Raw genomic sequence first — 19,197 nt, 5'->3', positions numbered from 1 at the left:
GCGCCGCGGCACCGTCCCGGCCGGCGTCCGGGTGGCCGGATCAGTCCCGGAAGCGGCAGCGGGAGACGCCGGTGACGAGCTCGTCGAGGGCGTCCAGCAGTGCCATGCCACCCACCGAGCGGAGCCGGGCAGCATCGCCCGCCGACCATGGGAGGTCGATGGCCTCGGGCACGAGCCCGGCCTGCTGCCAGGTCTGGCCGAGCATCCGCAGCGCCTGGTCGACGCCCGGGTCGCCGCACGTGACCAGGATGTCCCCGGCCTCCTCGGGGTTCAGGCCCTGCGGGCCATCCACCCTGGTGGCCAGCGTGCCAAGCCGGAAGCGGAGGGCTTCGGTGGCGATCCGCGCGTGGTTCATCACCATCGAAAATACCCGTCAGGCCACTGGCATTCGGGGATCCCCCCGGCTGGCCTCAGCGTCGGAGATCCGGGCAGCAGTCCTTTGGGCAGGTGTCGGGTGGCGTGCCCAGGGTGCCCAGGCCCGGTCGACTGCCGCTGGTCGGCCCTCCGAGGCGCTCGACGACGAGGTCCGCCACCATGCCTGCGAACCGCGGGTCGTCGTCGACGGCAGCGGCGCGGGCGAAGGCCACGCCGACTCCGTCGGCCCGGCGGGCCGCGTCGGTGTCCAGGTCCCAGGCGATCTCGAAGTTCTCGACGGGGAACCCGACGGGCGAGACGGCCACCGCATTCACGCCGTCGGCCGCGAGGGCTTCGATTCGGTCGCCGACGTCGGGTTCCAGCCAGGGGACCTGCGGTGCTCCGCTCCTCGACTGCCACACCACCTCGTGGGAGTGCCGGCCGGCCGGATCGACCCGCCCGGCCACCAACCGCGCCACCTCCTGGACCTGGGCTACGTAGTCGCATGTGGCGGCCATGCGGGTCGGGATGCTGTGGGCGCTGAACAGGAGGTGGGCCCGATCCCGGCGGTCGGCCGGCAGGCGGTCCAGTGCCTCCGAGAGGCGATCGGCGGCCGGCCCGATCAGGCCGGGGTGGTCGTGGTGGCGCCGGATCCGGTCGATGGCGGGTGCGCCGGGGCCCACCGCCGCCCGAGCCGCCTCCAGGTCTTCTCCGTACTGTCGGCACGTGCTGTACGAGGCGTAGGGCGAGGCGATCCACGCCAGGGCCCGCCGTACCCCGGCGTCGGCCATTTCGGCCACGGCGTCGGCCAGCAGGGGGGCGGAGTTCCGGTTTCCCCAGAAGACCGGGAGGTCGATGCCGCGGGAGGCCAGCTCGCCTCGGAGCCTGGAGAGCAGGGAGCGCATCCGCCCGTTGAGCGGCGACCGCCCACCGACCGACAGGTAGCGGTCAGTCACCTCTGTCAGGCGGTCGGGAGGTATGGAGCGCCCGGCGGTCACCCGGGCCAGGAACGGTCCGACGTCGTCAGGTCCCTCTGGGCCGCCGAAGGCCACCAGCAGGATCCCGTCGTAGGGGTCGGTCATCGAGGTGTCCGTGGCCCGTTCGATCACCGGTTCCGGCCCGGTTAGCCCTCGACGGAGAAGTGGGAGAGGTCGTCGTCGAGGCCCGCCCGGATGGCTTCGGCGACCGCCCCGCGCGAGGTGACACGGGTGCGTCTCAGGCCGCCACGGCTGACCCCGGTAAGCGTCCGGGCACGATCCACCGCGGCGTCGACCACGGCGTCGGCGTCGACAACCTGGTCCAGGAAGCCGGCGTCGGTGGCGGCCTCCGGGTCGTACATGCGGCCCAGGAACACCTGTGAGAGGTGCCGCTTCGAGATGCGGTCCCGGGCCAGCTCGGTGGCGAAGAACGGCAGCGGCATGCCGATGGTCACCTCGGGGAGGCCGATCCTGAAGTCGCCGGCGGCGCCGACGCGCAGGTCGGTCGACATGAGGATGATGGCGCCGGCGGCGATGGCGTGTCCGGTGCAGGCCGCCACCACGGGACGGGGGAACATGTAGGTCCGCAGGAAGAGGTCGACGCCCGCGGCGAGCATCCTGCGGGCCTCCTCGGGGCCCGACTGCATCACCTTGAGGTCGAAACCCGCGGAGAACCGGCCGGGTCGACCGGCCAGGACCACAGCATCGGCTCCGTCGGCGTCGACGGCGTCCAGGGCGGCGAGCAGGGCGGCGATCGCCACGTGGCCCAGGGCGTTGGCCTTGCCGTCGTCCAGGTCGATGACGGCCACATCGCCGTCCCGACGGACGGTGACAGGAGAGGCGGTGGGCCCGGTGTCGTTCATGGCCGGAGAACCTATCCCCCGCATGTTGGGAAGGCCGAAGCGCGGAGCGGCCCTTCCGGTTATCCTGAGGCCATGAGCGAGCAGTCCACCCTGGAAGCTGGAGAAGTCACGGCCGAGCCGGTCATGGTCGTCACCGACGCCGCGCTGGCAAAGGTCCTGGAGGTCCGTGACGGCGAGGACGATCCTGCGGAGTTGGCCCTCCATATCGAGGTGACCGGCGTCTCCGGGGTCGACTACGTGTACGACCTGGCGTTCACCCCGGTGGACGAGCTGCCTGCCGACAGCCACCGCTGGGAGGTCGGTGACCTGCAGATGGCGGTGGGCGACGAGAGCCGGACCAAGCTCGCCGGAGCAACCCTCGACCTGCCGAGCAATCCGGCGCAGGGGGGCCTGATCATCCGCAACCCGAACCGCCCGAACCCGTTGGGTGACGTCGGCGAGCTGGTCCTGGAGGGCGAGGTGCCCGAGCGGATCGCCCAGTTGCTCGAGCAGAACGTGAACCCGATGCTGGCCTCCCACGGGGGCTTCGCCACCCTGGTCGGCGTGGACGGCCACACCGCCTACGTGACGATGGGCGGGGGCTGCCAGGGCTGTGCCATGAGCCAGGCCACGCTCACCGAGGGCATTCAGCGGGCGATCCTCGAGGCCATTCCGGAGATCGTCGAGGTGGTGGACGCCACCGACCACGCGGCCGGGGACAACCCCTTCTTCACCTGAGGCAGGGGTCCACCCCCGCCTGAAGCACTCAGCCCAGTCGGCTCCTGACCGTCTCGGCGATCCCCCGACCGTCTAGGCCGAAAGACGCCAGCAGGTCGTCGACTTTCCCGTGGGCGTGGTGGGCGACCGGCACCCCCAGCACGGCCACCTCCGTAGCCGGCGACCGGCTGGAGAGGTCGTCCAGGACCGCGGCGCCGAAGCCGCCCTCCCGGAAGCCGTCCTCCACCGTGACCACGAGTCGATGGTCGGCGGCGTCTTCCAGCATCACCGGATCCAGCGGGCGGATGCAGCGGGGATCCCAGACAGTGGCGTCGACGCCGTCGGCGGCCAGCATTCCGGCGGCCTCGACGACGGCAGCCAGCATCTTGCCGGCGCCCAGCAGGCAGACCGTCCGGTCCCCGGCAGCGACCACCCGGCGGGCCGAGAGGCCCCTACCGACCTCGTCCCAGCCGACGTGGGGGGCGGGGGTCTTCGCCCAGCGGATGGCCACCGGTCCGTCGGTGATCGACATGGCGTCCTCGAACATCTGCTGGAGCTCCTGGTAGGAGGATGGCGCCAGGATCGTCATGCCGGGGACCTTGGACAACAGGACCATGTCCAGCACGCCGTGGTGGGAGGGGCCGTCGTCGCCGGTGATGCCTGCCCGGTCGAGGCAGAACAGCACCGGTAGGCCGTGGAGGCCCACATCCAGGTTGGCCTGGTCGAAGGCCCTGCTCAGGAACGTGGCGTAGAGCACGACGACCGGACGCAGCCCGCCCATGGCCATGCCGGCCGCTGCGGTGACGGCGTGCTGCTCGGCTATGCCGACGTCGAAGCAACGGTCCGGGAACCGGTCCCTGAAGGGCAGCAGCCCGGTTGAGTCCGGCATGGCCGCTGTGATCGCCACGACCTCGGGTCGTGACTCGGCGGCCTTCAGGATCGACTCGGTGAACGCGGCGGTGTAGCTCCCCGCCCTCACACCCCCGGTGTCGTGCATGTGCTTGATCGGGTCCTGTTCGGCCGGAGCGTGGCCGCGGCCCTTCTGGGTGAGCACATGGACCACCACCGGGCCGTCGAACTCGGATGCGTTGGTGAGGGCTGCCTCGATCTCGGCGATGTCGTGGCCGTCGAAGGGGCCCAGGTAGTGCACGCCCAGGGCCTCGAAGAAGGCGGTGGGCTCGAACATCTCACGCAGGGCGGCCTTGGTGGCGCTGATGCTCCGCTCGACCAGCTCACCCACCCACGGGAGGCTCTCGGCCAGGTCCTCCAGCCGACGCTGGCGGCGCATGTAGGTCGGGTTGGAGCGGATCCTGATGAGGCTGTCCGACAGACGGCCGACCGTCGGAGCGTAGGAGCGGCCGTTGTCGTTCAGCACGACGGTGACTCGGAGGCCGCTGTGGCCCAGGTTGTTCAGTCCCTCGAATGCCATGCCCCCGGTCATGGAGCCGTCGCCGATCACGGCCACCACCCGACGTCCCTCGCCGGTCGTGGCCTGGGCCGTGGCCAGGCCATGGGCGTAGGCGAGCACGGTCGAGGCGTGGGAGTTCTCGATCCAGTCGTGGGCGGATTCCGCGCGCGACGGGTATCCCGACATCAGGCCGGCCTGGCGGAGGCCGTCGAATCCGACGTTCCGGCCGGTGAGCAGCTTGTGGACGTAGGTCTGGTGGCCGGTGTCCCAGAGGATGACGTCCCGTGGGCTGTCGAACACCCTGTGGAGGGCCAGCGTCAGCTCTACTGCTCCCAGATTGGACCCGAGGTGGCCGCCGGTGCGGCCCACCGTCTCCACGATTCGCTCGCGGATCTCGGCGGCCAGGGCACCGAGCTCGTCGGGTCCGAGGTCGCGCAGGTCGGTGGGAGTCCGGATTGAGTCGAGTCGCATGGGCGCCCAGTCCGATCGGGGTGACGGGTCCGGTGGATCCGGATCGAGACGTCGGGTTCCGGGGTGGAACCAGGGGTCCACGCTAGCCGGGTGCATTTCGGTGCACCCGCGGCTCTCAGGGCATTCGGGCCGGGGTCTGCCAGCGCCTCCAGCTGACCACCAGCAGGCCGGACAGCACGTGGCCCGCGGCCAGCACCACGAGGCCCCCCACCGCGTCGATCCAGAAGTGGTTTCCGGTGACCACGACGGCGAAGAGGGTGGCCAGGGGGTAGGCGACCACGAGGACTCGGCCGGTGCGTGACACCACGACCGGCCACAACGCCACCGTGCACCAGGCGGCCCAGGCGAAGTGGAGGCTGGGCATCGCCGCGTACTGGTTGCTGACCCGTTGCATCGTGCCCGAGTCGAACGACCACAGGCCGCCGATGTCGGAAACCGTGTCCACGAACGGGTAGAGGGCGGCGAGGCAGGCACCGAACTCTCCGCAGTCCGAGAGCAGCCTGGGGGGCATCAGCGGGAAGAGCCCGAAGCCGACCACGGCCAGGCCCGTCGTGCACAGGAAGGTGGATCGCTGGCGGGCGTAGAGGTGCGGGTGGCGCCGGTAGATCCAGATGAGGGCGAACACGGTGAGGCCGAAGTGGAAGGTGCCGTAGAAGAGGTTCCAGAACTGGATGAACCACCGGTGGTCCAGGAAGGCCGCCTGGAGCCCCGGCTCCAGGTAGAGGCCCATCGCCTCCTCCAGGTCGATGACCCGCTCGGCGTTGACAAACGCCTCGGCTGGCTCGACCGACTCCGAACCGAAGCGGTTCCGTACCGCCGAGTAGACGACGTAGAAGGCCAGGACCAGGATGATCTCGGCCCACCAGTAGAGCCCGGTCCCGGCGCCGGCGGACCGGCCGAGCCGGCCTGGGCCGGCTGTCGTCGGGGGTCGGTCGGTCACGTCGTATCGTCCGGTGGGCGACGCCGTGGCCGACATCAGTCGGCCTCTCCGCCGACGCGACCCAGGAACCGCTCGGTCGAGACGACCACCCGGACGATGCTGGCCGTGGCCACCACGGCGTCGCCGACCGTTGCCGTGGCGGCGAAGGTCAACCGTCGGCCTTCGACCGCCTCCAGGACCGCCTCGGCGGACACGCCGGTGCCTGGGCCGGAGGGGGCCAGGTGGTCTATGTGGATCCGCATGCCCACGCTGGTCTCGCCATCGCCTAGTTCTCCCGCCAGTGCGGCGACCGTTGCCTCCTCGAGGAGGGCCACCAGGCGCGGGGTGCCGAGCGTCGGGACCTCACCGGAGCGGAGGGCGATGGCCGTGTCGGCGTCGGTCACGGTGTGCGCGGCCCGGCCGCGCAACCCGGGCATCGGGGGCACGACGGGTACCCTACGCATCCGTCCGGTGCCCGCGGGAGACCGGGCTGACATGATCGACGGGGCGTTGGAGGGCACGATGGTGCAGGTGACGGACAGGACCGGCGGCGCCGAGCCGATGCTCGACCCCCGACTCCTCCAGGACACGTTGGGTGTGGCCCTGGCTACGGGGGGCGAGTTCGCCGAGGTGTTCGTGGAGGACCGCCGGTCCACCTCGGCGGTGCTCGACGACGGTCGCATCGAGGAGTTGACCAGCGGTCGCGATCGGGGGGCCGGCATCAGGGTGGTGGTGGGGGAGACCACCGGGTTCGCCCACACCGCCGACGTGTCGCAGACCGGTCTGCGGGCCGCCGCCACCGCTGCGTCCGCGGCGGCGCGTGGCGGGGGAGTGGGCATCCGCGTCGTCGCACTGGACGCCGCCACCGGTCCTGGGCCGGCGGTGGTCGAGGTCTTCCCGTCCGACGTGCCCAAGGCCCGGAAGGTGGCCCTGCTGGCCCGGGCCGACGACGCGGCGCGGTCACGCGACGGCGCCATCACGCAGGTCACCGCCCGGTACGCCGACAGCCAGCGGCGCATCCAGGTCGCCAACAGCGACGGCCTCCTCACAGGCGATCGACAGATACGCACCCTCTTCTCGGTGTCGTGTGTGGCCAGTGGCGACTCGGGCCTCCAGACCGGCCGGGAGTCGGTGGGCCACACCGTCGGCTTCGAGCTGTTCGACCGGATCGACGTGGAGGAGCTGGCTCGGCTGGCTGCCGGGAGGGCGCTGACCAAGCTCGATGCGGTGCCGGCACCCAGTGGCGAGATGCCGGTGGTGGTCGGACCGGGTGGTGGGGGTGTGCTCTTTCACGAGGCGTGCGGGCACGGCTTGGAGGCTGACTTGATCGCAAAGGCGGCGTCCGTGTTCGCGGGCAGCCGCGGCGAGGTGGTTGCCGCTCCGATGGTCAGCCTCGTCGACGACGGCACGATGGCCGGCGAGTGGGGTCGCTACGCGATCGACGACGAGGGCCGGCCGGCCCAGCGCAACGTCCTGATCCGGGACGGCGTGCTCGCCGACTACATGTGGGATCGCCTGCGTGCCCGGAAGGAGGGTCGGGAGAGTTCGGGGAACGGTCGCCGTCAGAGCTATCGGCACCTCCCCATGGTTCGCATGACCAACACCTACCTCGAGGCCGGTGACGACGACCCGGCGGAGATCCTCGCCGGGACCGACCGGGGCGTGTACGTGGCCCAGCTGGGCGGCGGTCAGGTGAACACGGCCACCGGCGACTTCGTGTTCGGCATGACCGAGGCCTACCTGATCGAGGACGGTCGTCTCACCGCCCCGATCCGGGACGGAAACCTGATCGGCAACGGTCCGGCGGTACTGAGAGACATCGACGCCATCGCCGGCGACTTCGCCATGGGCTCGCCGGGAACCTGCGGCAAGGACGGCCAGGGAGTCCCGGTCGGGGACGGGACCCCGACGCTCCGGGTGGCCAGGTTGACGGTCGGCGGAACGGCGGCCTGAGGTGTCCGAGTTGCTGGACATCGCCGGGCGGATCGTCGGATGGGCCGAGTCCGGCGAGCAGGTCGAGGCAGTGGTCGTTCACGAACGCGAGACCGAGGTGAGGGCCTACGAGGGTGAGGTGGAGTCGCTGACAGCCGCCGAGTCCCGCGGTGTCGGGGTCCGGGTGGTCCGCGACGGGCGCCAGGGCTTCGCATACGCGGGCACATTGGACCCGGATGCCCTGGCCGAGGTGCTGCGGGAGGCTCGGGACAACCTGGGCTTCGCCACCCCCGACGAGCACTGCGCCCTGGCCGAGCCGGACGGCGTGGCACCGGCCGAGATGGACCTCTACAGGGCGTCGGTTCTGGACCACCCGACCGACGCCAAGGTGCAGCTGGCCCTGGACCTGGAGCGCCTGACCCGGTCGGCCGACCATCGCATCAGCGGGGTGGAGTCGGCCGAGTACTCCGACTCGATCTCGGAGAGCGCGGTGGCCACGACCACCGGGATCCGCTCCACCAGCCGCGAGACCGGGTGCTTCCTGGCGGCCTACGCCCTGGCCGAGCAGGACGGCGAGACCCAGACCGGCTTCGGCTTCTCGCTGGGACGCCAGCCCGGCGACCTGGACGTGGCAGCGGCGGCGGCCGAGGCGGCTGAGCGTTCCACCCGGATGCTGGGAGCGGTGAAGCCTCCCTCGGGCCGGATGACCGTGGTGCTCGACCCCTGGGTCAGCGCCCAGTTCCTGGGGATCGTGGGTGGCACGCTCAGCGGCGAGGCCGTCCAGAAGGGCCGATCGCTGTTCGCCGAACGGCTCGGGGAGGACGTCGCCGCCCCGATTCTCACGCTGATCGACGATCCCACGGATCCTGCGGCCTACACGGCGACAGGGACCGACGGAGAGGGCCTGGCCACGCGCCGCAACGTCCTGCTGGCCGACGGTCGCCTGGAGCGGTTCGTCCACAACAGCGAGACGGCCCGCCGGGCGGGTACCTCGTCGACCGGTTCGGCGGTTCGTGGCTACTCCTCCACCCCGGGCGTGGGTGTCCGTGCGGTAGCCGTCGTGGCTGGCGACCGGTCGCCCGCCGAGTTGATCTCCGGGATCCGGGACGGCCTGCTGGTCCAGGGGGTCAGCGGCCTCCACTCCGGGGTGAACCCGGTGAGCGGGGACTTCTCCACGGGCGCCGAGGGCCTGCGGATTCGGGATGGGGAGCTGGCCGAGCCGGTCCGCGAGTTCACCATCGCCTCGACCATCCAGAAGATGCTCCACAACGTGACGGCCATTGGAGACGACGTCCAGTGGCTGCCGATGCGGGCGGCCGGGGTCACCCTGGTCATCGGCGAGCTCACGGTGTCCGGGGTCTAGGGACGCCGTCGGTCGGGCCGTGCCGATCCTCCACGCCATCCTGCTGGGACTGGTCCAGGGCCTGACCGAGTTCCTGCCGGTCTCCTCCAGCGGGCACCTGGCGCTGGTGCCGTGGCTGTTCGGCTGGGACCACTTCGGCGGCGACGGGTCCCTGGAGAACGCCTTCGACGTTGCACTCCACCTGGGGACCCTGCTGGGTGCCGTGGTCTACCTGCGGGCCGACGTGGTCCGGTACGGATCGGCCGGGATCGGCTGGCTGGCGGCCAGGGGACCGCTGGTGGGCGATGCCCGCACGGCCTGGCTGCTGGCCACCACCGCCGTCCCGACCGGCCTGCTGGGCCTGGTAGTGGTGTCGACGACCGGCGACCTCGGCGATCGCACGTGGCTGGTCGCGGTGTGCCTCATCGCCTTCGGCGTCGTGCTCTGGATCTCCGATCGCCGACCTGGCGAGCGGGGGTTCGACGACCTGTCGTTCGGCGAGGCGGTCGCCCTCGGCGTCGCCCAGGGGCTGGCCTTTCAGCCCGGGGTGTCCCGTTCGGGCATCACGTTGTCCCTGGCCAGGGGGATGCGGCTCGAACGGGAGGCCGGAGCCCGGCTGGTGTTCCTGATGAGCCTGCCGGTGATCGCCGGCGCGGGGCTGATCGCTGCGGTCGACCTCTCGGTTCCCGCCGGGTGGTGGGGTCCGATCCTCGTCGGAATGGCTGCCGCCGCCGTGAGTGGCGGGATGGCCGTCCACCTGCTGCTGCGCCTGGTGGCACGCGTGGGGTTGGCTCCCTTCGCCGTCTACCGGGTGGTAGTCGGCCTGGGGGTGCTAGGGCTCCTGGCCTCGTAGGTGCGCTGACGGAGCGACCCGGCGTCGGCCCGGCCTAGTCGGGCACCAGGGCCGTCAGCAGGTCGCCCCTGCCGAGGGCGGCGGCCACGTCGCCGACCCGCTCGGCGGGGATGGCCACGGTGACCGTCCGGTCGTGGTGGTCCAGCACCCGGGCACCCGCCACCACCAGGTGGCCCCTGGCCGTGAGGTCGTCCACCGACCAGAGGTCCAGCATGTCGCCCACCTCTAATGGCAGGGGGTCGGCGCCGCGCCCCAGCGCCACGCCCCGCTCGTCGCCAGTGGGCCGTCTGCGGGGCTGGTCTCCGGGGCGGCCATACATGGTTCGGCGTTCGTGGCCGCCCGCACGGTGACGCCGGTGAGCCCGGCGAGGGCGGCGGCACAGGTCCACCAGATGACACGGTGGTGGGCGGCCCAGAGGCGGAGCCGGGCCAACAGGTAGGACACGTGTCCTCCCGGACGTCCTCGGACGGAGGACTGGAGAAGGGCGTTGCGGGGGAGATGGGGGAAGCGGGTCGACGACCCCGGGGTGGCCCGGCTCAGCTGGCCGAGGCGGTGGCCTTGTCCCCGGAGCCGTTCGTGCTGCTGGAACCGCCGGAATCCTTGGAACTGCTGGAACCGCCGGAATCCTTGGAACTGCTGGAACCGCCGGAATCCTTGGAACTGCTGGAACTGCTCGAGTCGCTGGAACCGCCCGACGGGTCGGACCCGGAGCCGTTGGACGAACTCGTGTCGGCGGAGCCCGATTCGGACTTCTTCGTCGAACCGGCGTCGGCCTTTCGCCCCCTGGCCACCGAACCGTGGTCGTTCTTGTAGAAGCCGTCGCCCTTGAAGGAGATCCCGACGCCGCTGAACACCTTGTTCACGCTTCCACCGCAGTCGGTGTCCGGGCAGGCGGTGAGGGCCTCGTCGGCGAACGACTGACGGACCTCGAACTCGTCCTTGCAGGACTGGCAGCGGTACTGGTAAGTAGGCATGGTGGTTGTGTCGCCGGGTGTCGTGGAGCGGTCGCCCCATGGCTGGTCGACGGCGCATCCTACCGGCGGTCCGCCCCGGGTGACCCGCCGTCGGTGATGCTGGTCCGGTGAACTACCTCCTGGTGGCCGTCGCCTACCTGCTCGGGACCCTGCCATCGGCCCAGTTGGTGGCCGGTCGGTCCGGCGTGGATCCGACGTCGGCTGGATCGGGGAATCCGGGCGCCACCAACGTCTTCCGGACCGCCGGCCGCCGGGCGGGGCTGGTCGTCTTCGCCGCCGACGTGGGCAAGGGCATCGCGGCGGTCGCCCTCGGCATGGCGGTCGCCGGTCGTCCGTTGGCCCTGGCCTGCTGGGTGGCGGCGACGGTGGGCCACGTCCTGCCGGTCACCCGCCGGTTCCGGGGAGGCAAGGGCGTGGCCACCGGCGGTGGAGGCTCGATCGTCCTGTTCCCGGTGCTGGCCGTGGGGTCGATCGTCCTCTTCGCCCTTGTGGCCCGCGTGTCCGGCAAGGCCTCGATGGGATCCATCGCCATCGCCGTGGCCCTCCCTACCGCCGTTGCCGCCACCGGCAATGGTGTCGGGGAGTCGCTGGTGGCTGCCGGCATCAGCGCCCTCGTGCTGTTACGCCACCTTGCCAACATCCAGCGGTTGATAGCCGGCGATGAAGGCTCGTGGAAGCGATGAGTATCCTCGTTCGGTGATCTCCCTCGCCGAAGCCCGGGCCCACGTGCTGGACCGATGCCCCGGGCCGGTGGTCTCCGAGGTTCCCCTGGCAGAGGCCCGGGGGCTTGTCACGGCGGCACCCGTGGTGGCGACCGAGGCCGTGCCACCGTTCGCCAACACGGCCATGGACGGTTTCGCCGTACGGGCCGCCGACACAGCGGTCCCTCCGGTCGACCTGGGCATCGTCGGAACGCTGCCCGCCGGGGTCGCACCGGACGTCGAGGTGGGTGTCGGTGAGGCGATCCGCATCATGACCGGGGCCCCGATGCCACCCGGCGCCGATGCGGTGGTCGAGGTCGAGCGGACAAGCGTGTCCGACGACGGGTCCGTGGTGACCGTCGCCGTGGAGGTTCCGGTGGGCAACCACGTCCGTTCTGCAGGGGATGACCTGCGACCGGGCGACGAGGTCGTCGGGGCCGGCACCACCCTCGGCCCGGGTCACCTGGGCGTGCTGGCCAGCATCGGTGTGGAGCGGGTGGTTGTGTTCCGGCGGTTGCGGGTCGGGGTGCTGTCCACCGGTGACGAGTTGGTGGATGGTTCGGTGCCTCTGATGGCAGGCCAGATCAGGGACGCCAACCGTCCGGCGTTGCTGGGCCTCCTGGACGAGATGGGCGTGGTGCCGGTCGACCTCGGTCGGGTGGCCGACGACGAGGCGGCGATCGCCGGAGCGCTCCTGGGCGGCGTGGCCGGTTGTGATGCGGTGCTGACCTCCGGTGGAGTCTCCATGGGGGACTTCGACTACGTGAAGGTGGTGCTGGATCGGATCGGCGAGATGCGCTGGATGCAGGTCGCCATCAGGCCGGCCAAACCGTTGGCATTCGGGTTGGTCGACGGCGTGCCGGTGTTCGGGCTGCCGGGCAATCCTGTCTCCTCCATGGTGTCCTTCGAGCTGTTCGCCCGCCCCGCACTGCGTGCCATGTCGGGACACCGGGGCCTCGACCGGTCCAGGGTGGAGGCCGTGGTGGTAGGTGAGCTCCGCCGTCGTGCTGACGGCAAGGTCCACTTCGGACGGGTCGTCGTGGAGTACCGGGACGGGCGGTACCTGGCGTGGTCGGCTGGAGGTCAGGGGTCGCACCAGCTGGCCGCCATGGCCACGGCGACCGGGCTGGCGATCCTGCCCGACGGTGACGGGATGAGCGACGGCGACGAGGTCGAGGTCATCCTGCTGGGCTGACCTTGCCGAGACGGTCGACCCTGCCGGTCGGCTGTTCGGTGCCCTACGCTTGGCGTCGTGGTCCGACAGCTGATCGACACCTTCGGGCGGGTCCACCGCGACCTGCGCATCTCGGTCACCGACCGGTGCAACTTCCGCTGTACCTACTGCATGCCGGCCGATGGGCTCGAGTGGCTCCCCAGGGAGGACCTCCTCACCTTCGAGGAGATCGAACGGGTTGCACGGCTGATGGTGGAACGCCACGGCGTGGACAGCATCCGCCTGACCGGTGGCGAGCCGACTGTGCGGGCCAACCTGCCGACCCTCGTGGGGATGCTGGCCGACCTGCCGGTCGACCTGTCGCTGACCACCAACGGGATGACGCTCCGGCTGGTGGCCGGCAAGCTGGCGGCGGCGGGGCTGAAGAGGATCAACGTCTCGCTGGACTCGCTGCGTGCCGACCGGTTCGAGGAACTCACGCTCCGCAACGAGCTGCCCCGGGTGCTGGACGGGATCGATGCGGCGATCGAGGCGGGCCTGTACCCGGTCAAGGTAAACGTGGTCGTGATGCGGGGGGTCAACGACGACGAGCTGGTCGACCTGGCACGCTTCGGCCGCGAGCGGGGCGTGGAGGTCCGGTTCATCGAGTTCATGCCGTTGGACGCCGACCGCTCCTGGTCCGAGGGTGCGGTGGTGGGCCAGGACGAGATCGTGGCCCGGATAGGTGAGGTCTTCCCGCTGGAGCCGGTGGACCGGACCTCGGCTCCGGCGACGCGCTACAGGTACGTGGACGGCGCCGGCGGGATCGGCGTGGTGGCCAGCGTGACCCGCAGCTTCTGCGATTCGTGTGACCGGATCCGCCTCACCGCCGACGGCCAGTTCCGGAACTGCCTGTTCGCCGTGGAGGAGTTCGACCTCCGGTCGCTGTTGCGCTCGGGAGCGTCCGACGACGAGGTCGGAGACCTGCTGCAGGGGGCGGTGGCCGCCAAGTGGGCGGGCCACGGGATCGCCTCGGTCGACTTCGTCCGACCGAACCGGTCGATGTCCCAGATCGGCGGCTGACCCCCGTGGCGGGAGAGGGCTTCACCCACCTCGACGCCGAGGGTCGGGCCCGCATGGTCGACGTGGGTGACAAGGCGGTGACCCGGCGTCGGGCCGTGGCCCGGGCCCGTGTGGCCATGCAGGCTGCCACGGCCGAAGCGTTGGCCGCCGGGACGGTGGCCAAGGGCGATGTCCTGGCCGTCGCCCGCGTGGCCGGCATCCAGGCGGCCAAGCGGACCTCGGAGCTGATCCCGCTCTGCCACCCCCTGATGCTCAGCTCCGTGCAGGTGGACCTCGTCCCCGGCCCGTCCTGGCTGGACATCGAGGCCACAGCCGAGACGGTGGATCGGACCGGGGTGGAGATGGAGGCCCTTACCGCCTGTGCGGTGGCGGCCCTGACCGTCTACGACATGTGCAAGGCCAGCGACCGGTCGATGCAGGTGGAGTCGCTGGGTCTCCTCGAGAAGTCGGGCGGCCGGTCCGGCAACTGGCGTAGAGGCGACTGAACTCGGATCGCGCACTGCGCGCGAGTGTTCGCGCCCAGAGCGCGAGGAAGTCCACCATTTTGCAACGATCCGGAACTACGGTGCCGTCGTGCGTCACGGTCTGTGGAGAGGTAAGAACCGTTGCTGATCCTCCTGGGGCTCGGAGTTCTGTGGATGGCGGTGCTGCTGCCGCCGATCATTCGCCATCGCAGCGCCCTCGGGCGTCCGGTTCTCGCCCTCGTGGCCGTCGGACGCGGTGCCGGCCGGTTCGACGCCAGCCACCTCCGCTCGATCCGGGCCGCCGCCACAGCGGTGCCCGCCGACGTCCGATCGGCCCGCCGCCGCCGCCGTGACCTGCTTATCGCCCTCGGCGGCATGGCAACCTTCACCTTCCTCTCCGGCGTCGCCGTTGGCGGAGCGGTGTGGATGGCCCACTTCCTCGTCGACCTGGTGCTCGTCTGCTATGCGGTGCTCGTCACCCAGCGCCACCAGCTCGAGGTCGAGCGTGAGGCCATGGTCATTCCGTTCCGGTCCAGCGGTTCGCTGCTTGGCGGCCTGGGCGCTTCCGTGGCCATGAGCGACGAGGCGGTGCTGAGCCGTCGGGCCAACTGATCGACAACGCCTGACCGGGGTTCCGGCGCCGGAGCATCCCGCTACGCTCGTCGGCGATCGCGGGGGTGTAGCTCAGTTGGCTAGAGCGCTACGTTCGCAACGTAGAGGTCGTGAGTTCGATTCTCATCACCTCCACCGCAGCACCGGCCCTGGTGGTTCCTACGGCCCGAACCACCTGCTCCCCACGGCCGGGGCGTGGGGCGCGTCGTTACTGGGAGGTCGCGTCGGCCTCCACGGCGGCCACCAGGCGCTCCGCCAGGTCGGGGAGCTCGGACCGGACCCGTGACCAGCTGGGGATGAACGTGGACTCCAACGGATCCTCCAGGAACTCGGCGCCAGCCCGGACGATGGCCCGGGCGAAGACCTGGATGGTCACCTCCTCGCCGTGTCGGTCGTAGTTCAGGCCGTTGAACGCGGCGTCAGCCTCGTAGCGGTCGATCAGGTCGAGCGCCGTTCGGTCGTAGGCCGCCTCGAGCGACCGGAATCCCTCAGCCGAGAGGACAACGCCGGAGATCGCCAACCTGCGGTAGATCGCCCTGGCGATGTCCGCGCTCATCCGATGGAGACCGCTGTCGGGATCGTCGGCCGAGAGGTCACGGTGCTTGTGGTCGTAGGTGTCGGCAACGTCGACCTGGCAGACCCGGGTCGTGGGGAGGTGCCGGTAGACCTCGGCCAGCACGCCGATCTCGAAGCCCCAGTCCGATGGCACCCGCAGGGTCTCGGCCACGTCGAGCGTCATGGCGCACTCGCCGGCCAGCGGGTAGCGGAAGCTGTCGAGGTAGTCGAGGTAGCCGCGTTCACCGAACGTGACCGCCATGGCCCGGATGAGGGGCGTCACGAACAGCCGCGTCACCCGCCCGTACAGGCGGTCGCCGTCCACGGCCCCACGTGAGGCCCGGTGGTAGTAGCCCTTGGCGAAGCCGAAGCGTGTGGACGGGTGGGCCACCGGATAGAGCAGGCGGGCCGGCAGCGACCGGTCGTAGTCGCGGATGTCGGCGTCGTGCAGTGCGACGATCCGGCCCCTGCCCGCGGCCAGGAAGTAGCCGAGGCAGAACCAGACGTTGCGACCCTTGCCGGGGAGGCCGGTGGTGAGGTCGTGGGCGTCCAGCTCATCCCGGATGGCCCGCAGGCGGGGTCCGTCGTTCCAGAGGATCCGGTGGTGCTGGGGGAGTCGCGAGAAGATGCCGCGGGCCCGGGCGAAGCCATCGGCATCGGCCCGGTCCAGGCCCACCACGACCTCGTCAAGGTAGGGGACGGCGGCCAGTTGTCTGACTATCCGCTCCAGGGACGGTGCGTCCAGATCGGCCACCAGGCAGGGAATGATCAGCGACATCGGCGTCTCACCGCTCCACGCCTTCAGCTCGCGCTCCAGGTCCTCGGTGGATCGCCGTCCGAGGTCATGGAGCGTGGCGATGACGCCGTTCTGGAAGAAGTCGGCCACGGGCCAAGGTTAGGAGCCGGGAACCGGACGGGCCATGGTCGGCGGTCGCCGGCTCACAGGGTGCTAACTGTCCCAACACCTACCCCACACGGAGCCACCGTTATCGTTGCCGACGATGCATCGTCTGTTCCTAGTGGCCTGTGGCCTCGTCGCGCTCCTACCTGCCTGCACCGCGGGCGGCACGAGCGCGGAGGGCGTCAGGACGGTGGTGGTCCTGTCGGCCGACCAGGCCACCCAGATCGTGGTGCCGGCAGGGTTCGGCGAGGCCCCGACCACCACCTCGACCTCCGTCGCTCCCGAGCCCTCAGCTCCCGAGGCCGTTGCCCCCGAGCCCTCAGCTCCCGAGTCCGTCGCCTCGTCGGCCGGCGCGTCCTCCGAGGAGGCGACGGCGTCCGAGACCACGGTCCCAGCTTCGAGCGTCGCTCAGGCCGGAGAGGCCTCTGACGAGGTGGCCTCCCCCGAACCGGTGTCGGACGACGTGCCGACGACGACGTCGACGACCAGCACGTCGACCGTCGCTCCGGTGAAGGAGACCATCCCGTTGGCCGAGGAGGACATCAACCCGGGCCTGAAGCTCATGGGGGCACTCGACGACTTCAACACCTGCCTGGCGGCCGAGGGCTACCAGTGGATCGGCTTCCCCAATGCCGACCTCGGGGCGAACGACCCTGTGAACCAACCCGGCTACCTTGAGGCCCTCCAGTTCTGCAACAGCCGGACCGGTATAGCCAATGCCTATCAGGACTTCCAGACATCCCGTTCGGACATGGCGCCCGACGAGATAAGGCAGGCGAACGAGGACTTCATAGAACTAGCCGACTGCCTGCGCACCAGGGGATGGGAGATCGGCGAGCTCCGCCCCGACGAGAATGGGCTGCTCAGCCCGGGCGACCAGTTCTCGAGCGCCGACGGCGACATAGACAGCGATGAGATCCGGGACTGCATCAGCGAGATCGGGCTGGAACGGGCAGGGGAGGAATGATGACGGGAATCCTGCGGGCGACGCTGGTCGGGATGCTGGTGGTGGTCACGGCCTGTGGTGGCGCACAGTCGGAGACGACGCAGAAGGTGACGCTGCTCGCCGAGGACGCGCCGACCGAGATCGTGGTCAGCACGACGTCGACGACCTCCACGACGTCGACGACATCGGCTGCTCCCACGACCATCGCAGTTGCCTCGGATGGGACGACGGCGTCGGAGACCAGCGTCCAGACGGCGTCGGAGACCAGCGTCGACACCGACGACGTGGCCGTGTCCTCGTCCACGTCCACGACCACGACAGCTGAGCCTGTCAAGGAGACCATCCCGTTGGCCGAGGAGAAGGTTCCTCCGGGAATCCAGATGATGGATGCCCTGGAGGAGTTCAACGGTTGCCTTGCCGACGAAGGCGTCGAGTTCATCGGTGCACCGAATGCGGACCTCGGGGCCGGCGATCCGGTGAACCAGCCCGCCTACATCGAGGCGTTGACCCTCTGCGCAGGACGCTCCGGGATCGTCACCGCCATGCAGGAGTTCCAGAAGTCGCGTGTGGGACGCAGCCCCGAGAAGATCAGGGAGGACAACGAGCAGTTCATAGCCCTCGCGGAGTGCCTCCGCCGGAAGGGATGGACGGTCAGCGACCCGATGCCCGATGCCGACGGTTCGTTGGGTCCCGGCGAGGACTTCCGCGGGCCGGACGGCGACCTGGACATCGGCGACATCCGCTCCTGCATCAGCGAGCTGAACCTGGCCGCCGACCAATGACCGCAGGTCCCATGGCCGCTGCGGCCTTCTCTTTCCCGATCCGGAGATCCCACCCATGAAGAAGATCCTGACCATCCTGATCCTCCTCGGAGGGGTAGCCGCCGGGCTCCTCACCGTGCGGCCGTGGGACAGGGAGGTCGAATCTGCCAATCCGGGTGTGGACCGTGCCATCGCCGAGACGGTGACCATCCGAACCCTCACCGATGAGATCACCATCCGAGGCGAACTGCGCCGCGATGAACTGCAGTCCATCAACTCGTCGACCGACGGCCGGATCAGCGGCATCAGGGTCGAGGCCGGCGAGGTGGTGGCCGAGGGCGACGCACTGTTCACCGTCGACGGTCGGCAGGCCGTGGCGGTCGCCGGCGACTTCGCCTTCTACCGGCAGCTGGACGTCGGCTCGGACGGGCCCGACGTTCTCCAGCTCGAGGCGGTCCTGGACGGGGCCGGCTACGACGTGGGAGACGTGGACGGGCTCTACACCGAGGAGACCAGGTCGGGCCTGTCGGCCTGGCAGGCCGACCACGGCTACGGCGGAACCACCGCCGAGGTCAACGAGGTGGTGACCGTCTCACTCCAGGGCAACCCCGCCGGCTATACGGTGGGTCCGGTCAACGCGGTGTCGGTGCGTATCGGTCCGGCGGTTCGCTCCACCGTCGGGCTCCAGGGCGGCCAGGTCGCCGAGGTCATCGCCGAGGCGGCCCTGGTGGTGGATGCCGTGTCGGCTGCCGAAGCCCCCGTGCCGACCGTCTCGCTCAGCACCGGAGCCGTAGTCGTCGAAGAGGGAAGCCCGGTCTTCGTGACGGTTACCGCCGACGTGGCCCCGACCGCCGACCTGGAGATTCCGATCACCGTCTCCGGCGACGTCACCGTCGACGATGACTATGTGGGCCTCGACGACACGATCGTGCTGCCGGCGGGCCGGCTGTCGGTGACGGTCGAGGTCGTGACGCTGCTGGACGACGACCGCGAGCCCTATGAGGACATGAAGGTGGCGATCAGCGGCGGGTTCGAATTGCTAGCCGGCGTGGCATCTCAGACGCTCGCCGTCTACGACGCTCGTAAGGAGATAGACGACCTTCTGATGCGGGTCGACGACCTGGTCGACGACATAGAAGATAAGGCCCACGACGTAGCCAGCCTTTCTACTGAGGACGACCTGGTGACCACGGTCGAGGAGCGTCTCGTCAGCCTCGGGATTGTCACCGAGG

22 protein-coding genes and 1 tRNA gene are annotated in these 19,197 nt (G+C 70.3%); 13 read left to right on the top strand and 10 right to left on the bottom strand.

Annotated elements, in window-relative coordinates; genetic code table 11:
• Nucleotides 1-40 precede the first annotated feature (40 nt).
• Genes MK177_07290 through MK177_07280 form a run of 3 tightly spaced genes read right to left on the bottom strand, consistent with a single transcriptional unit; the run spans nt 41 to nt 2,194 of the window.
• Nucleotides 41-355 carry a hypothetical protein gene (locus MK177_07290; protein ID MCH2427122.1) on the bottom strand — a complete coding sequence of 105 codons (315 nt, stop codon included), beginning with the start codon at nt 353-355 and terminating at the stop codon, nt 41-43.
• Between the two features lie 55 nt (nt 356-410).
• Nucleotides 411-1,436 (bottom strand): ferrochelatase, encoded by a 1,026-nt coding sequence (hemH, locus tag MK177_07285; protein MCH2427121.1) that lies wholly within the window; start codon nt 1,434-1,436, stop codon nt 411-413.
• A 41-nt stretch (nt 1,437-1,477) separates the two neighbouring features.
• Nucleotides 1,478-2,194 (bottom strand): crotonase/enoyl-CoA hydratase family protein, encoded by a 717-nt coding sequence (locus MK177_07280; protein MCH2427120.1) that lies wholly within the window; start codon nt 2,192-2,194, stop codon nt 1,478-1,480.
• A 72-nt stretch (nt 2,195-2,266) separates the two neighbouring features.
• Between MK177_07280 and MK177_07275 the strand changes: the two genes are divergently transcribed.
• Nucleotides 2,267-2,911, top strand: a complete 645-nt coding sequence (locus MK177_07275; protein MCH2427119.1) for a NifU family protein — start codon at nt 2,267-2,269, stop codon at nt 2,909-2,911.
• Between the two features lie 28 nt (nt 2,912-2,939).
• Here MK177_07275 and dxs read toward each other — a convergent pair whose 3' ends face one another.
• The 3 genes from dxs to MK177_07260 form a co-directional block, all read right to left on the bottom strand.
• Complete coding sequence (gene dxs, locus MK177_07270) at nt 2,940-4,769, bottom strand: 1-deoxy-D-xylulose-5-phosphate synthase (protein MCH2427118.1); 1,830 nt, start codon at nt 4,767-4,769, stop codon at nt 2,940-2,942.
• 115 nt (nt 4,770-4,884) lie between these two features.
• Nucleotides 4,885-5,709, bottom strand: a complete 825-nt coding sequence (locus tag MK177_07265) for a phosphatase PAP2 family protein (protein ID MCH2427117.1) — start codon at nt 5,707-5,709, stop codon at nt 4,885-4,887.
• 35 nt (nt 5,710-5,744) lie between these two features.
• Nucleotides 5,745-6,125, bottom strand: a complete 381-nt coding sequence (locus MK177_07260; GenBank protein ID MCH2427116.1) for a thioesterase — start codon at nt 6,123-6,125, stop codon at nt 5,745-5,747.
• Nucleotides 6,126-6,159: 34 nt separating this feature from the next.
• Here MK177_07260 and MK177_07255 point away from each other — a divergent pair, with 34 nt between their 5' ends.
• Genes MK177_07255 through MK177_07245 form a run of 3 tightly spaced genes read left to right on the top strand, consistent with a single transcriptional unit; the run spans nt 6,160 to nt 9,815 of the window.
• The gene (locus MK177_07255) at nt 6,160-7,641 is read left to right on the top strand and encodes a TldD/PmbA family protein (GenBank protein MCH2427115.1); all 1,482 of its coding nucleotides are present in this window, start codon (nt 6,160-6,162) and stop codon (nt 7,639-7,641) included.
• 1 nt (nt 7,642) lies between these two features.
• Entirely contained in the window at nt 7,643-8,983 is a 1,341-nt protein-coding gene (locus MK177_07250; GenBank protein MCH2427114.1) for a TldD/PmbA family protein, read from the top strand.
• 19 nt (nt 8,984-9,002) lie between these two features.
• Nucleotides 9,003-9,815, top strand: coding sequence for an undecaprenyl-diphosphate phosphatase (locus MK177_07245; protein MCH2427113.1), 813 nt, complete (start codon nt 9,003-9,005; stop codon nt 9,813-9,815).
• A gap of 34 nt (nt 9,816-9,849) precedes the next feature.
• Here MK177_07245 and MK177_07240 read toward each other — a convergent pair whose 3' ends face one another.
• The 3 genes from MK177_07240 to MK177_07230 form a co-directional block, all read right to left on the bottom strand.
• Nucleotides 9,850-10,077, bottom strand: coding sequence for a hypothetical protein (locus MK177_07240; protein ID MCH2427112.1), 228 nt, complete (start codon nt 10,075-10,077; stop codon nt 9,850-9,852).
• A complete protein-coding gene (locus MK177_07235; protein ID MCH2427111.1) occupies nt 10,041-10,259 on the bottom strand; it encodes a hypothetical protein in 219 nt (72 codons plus the stop codon). The genes MK177_07240 and MK177_07235 overlap by 37 nt, the downstream gene beginning before the upstream one ends.
• Before the next feature lie 92 nt (nt 10,260-10,351).
• Nucleotides 10,352-10,789, bottom strand: a complete 438-nt coding sequence (locus MK177_07230; GenBank protein ID MCH2427110.1) for a zinc ribbon domain-containing protein — start codon at nt 10,787-10,789, stop codon at nt 10,352-10,354.
• A gap of 107 nt (nt 10,790-10,896) precedes the next feature.
• Here MK177_07230 and MK177_07225 point away from each other — a divergent pair, with 107 nt between their 5' ends.
• The 6 genes from MK177_07225 to MK177_07200 all read left to right on the top strand — a co-directional run bounded on the left by MK177_07225 (nt 10,897) and on the right by MK177_07200 (nt 14,937).
• Complete coding sequence (locus tag MK177_07225; protein MCH2427109.1) at nt 10,897-11,472, top strand: glycerol-3-phosphate acyltransferase; 576 nt, start codon at nt 10,897-10,899, stop codon at nt 11,470-11,472.
• A gap of 13 nt (nt 11,473-11,485) precedes the next feature.
• Nucleotides 11,486-12,685, top strand: coding sequence for a molybdopterin molybdotransferase MoeA (locus MK177_07220; protein MCH2427108.1), 1,200 nt, complete (start codon nt 11,486-11,488; stop codon nt 12,683-12,685).
• Between the two features lie 57 nt (nt 12,686-12,742).
• Entirely contained in the window at nt 12,743-13,726 is a 984-nt protein-coding gene (gene moaA / locus MK177_07215) for a GTP 3',8-cyclase MoaA (protein ID MCH2427107.1), read from the top strand.
• A 53-nt stretch (nt 13,727-13,779) separates the two neighbouring features.
• Nucleotides 13,780-14,211, top strand: coding sequence for a cyclic pyranopterin monophosphate synthase MoaC (gene moaC, locus MK177_07210; protein ID MCH2427106.1), 432 nt, complete (start codon nt 13,780-13,782; stop codon nt 14,209-14,211).
• A 120-nt stretch (nt 14,212-14,331) separates the two neighbouring features.
• A complete protein-coding gene (locus MK177_07205) occupies nt 14,332-14,802 on the top strand; it encodes a hypothetical protein (protein MCH2427105.1) in 471 nt (156 codons plus the stop codon).
• Nucleotides 14,803-14,863: 61 nt separating this feature from the next.
• Nucleotides 14,864-14,937: transfer RNA gene (locus MK177_07200), tRNA-Ala, on the top strand.
• Nucleotides 14,938-15,010: 73 nt separating this feature from the next.
• On the opposite strand, the gene MK177_07195 is transcribed toward MK177_07200, so the two are convergent.
• A complete protein-coding gene (locus tag MK177_07195; protein MCH2427104.1) occupies nt 15,011-16,243 on the bottom strand; it encodes a hypothetical protein in 1,233 nt (410 codons plus the stop codon).
• Nucleotides 16,244-16,358: 115 nt separating this feature from the next.
• Here MK177_07195 and MK177_07190 point away from each other — a divergent pair, with 115 nt between their 5' ends.
• The 3 genes from MK177_07190 to MK177_07180 form a co-directional block, all read left to right on the top strand.
• Nucleotides 16,359-17,225, top strand: coding sequence for a hypothetical protein (locus tag MK177_07190; GenBank protein MCH2427103.1), 867 nt, complete (start codon nt 16,359-16,361; stop codon nt 17,223-17,225).
• The gene (locus MK177_07185; protein ID MCH2427102.1) at nt 17,225-17,986 is read left to right on the top strand and encodes a hypothetical protein; all 762 of its coding nucleotides are present in this window, start codon (nt 17,225-17,227) and stop codon (nt 17,984-17,986) included. The genes MK177_07190 and MK177_07185 overlap by 1 nt, the downstream gene beginning before the upstream one ends.
• Before the next feature lie 55 nt (nt 17,987-18,041).
• Nucleotides 18,042-19,197: biotin/lipoyl-binding protein (locus MK177_07180; protein ID MCH2427101.1), on the top strand; the 1,156-nt coding region annotated here is incomplete at its 3' end.

It is taken from the genome of Acidimicrobiales bacterium, assembly GCA_022452145.1.
Taxonomy (GTDB): Bacteria; Actinomycetota; Acidimicrobiia; order Acidimicrobiales; family MedAcidi-G1; genus UBA9410.
This window is presented reverse-complemented; position numbering and strand designations above follow the sequence as displayed.